Below are 239 nucleotides of genomic sequence, written 5' to 3'. Positions count from 1 at the left end.
CTCCCATGGCTTGACGGGCGGTGTGTACAAGGCCCGGGAACGTATTCACCGCGCCATGGCTGATGCGCGATTACTAGCGAATCCAGCTTCATGGAGTCGGGTTGCAGACTCCAATCCGAACTGAGACAGGTTTTCGGGATTCGCGCGTCATTGCTGACTGGCTGCCTTCTGTACCTGCCATTGTAACACGTGTGTCGCCCCGGACGTAAGGGCCGTGCTGATTTGACGTCATCCCCACC

The 239-nt window shown here is 58.2% G+C and carries 1 rRNA gene; it reads right to left on the bottom strand.

Annotated features, from left to right (window positions below):
• Positions 1–239 (bottom strand): 16S ribosomal RNA (locus tag WS40_RS11150); the annotation flags it as partial.

This window comes from Ruminococcus sp. N15.MGS-57, assembly GCF_000980385.1.
GTDB lineage: Bacteria > Bacillota > Clostridia > Oscillospirales > Ruminococcaceae > Hominimerdicola > Hominimerdicola aceti.
Note: the sequence above shows the minus strand (reverse complement) of the source record. Positions and strands in the feature narration are given on the sequence as shown.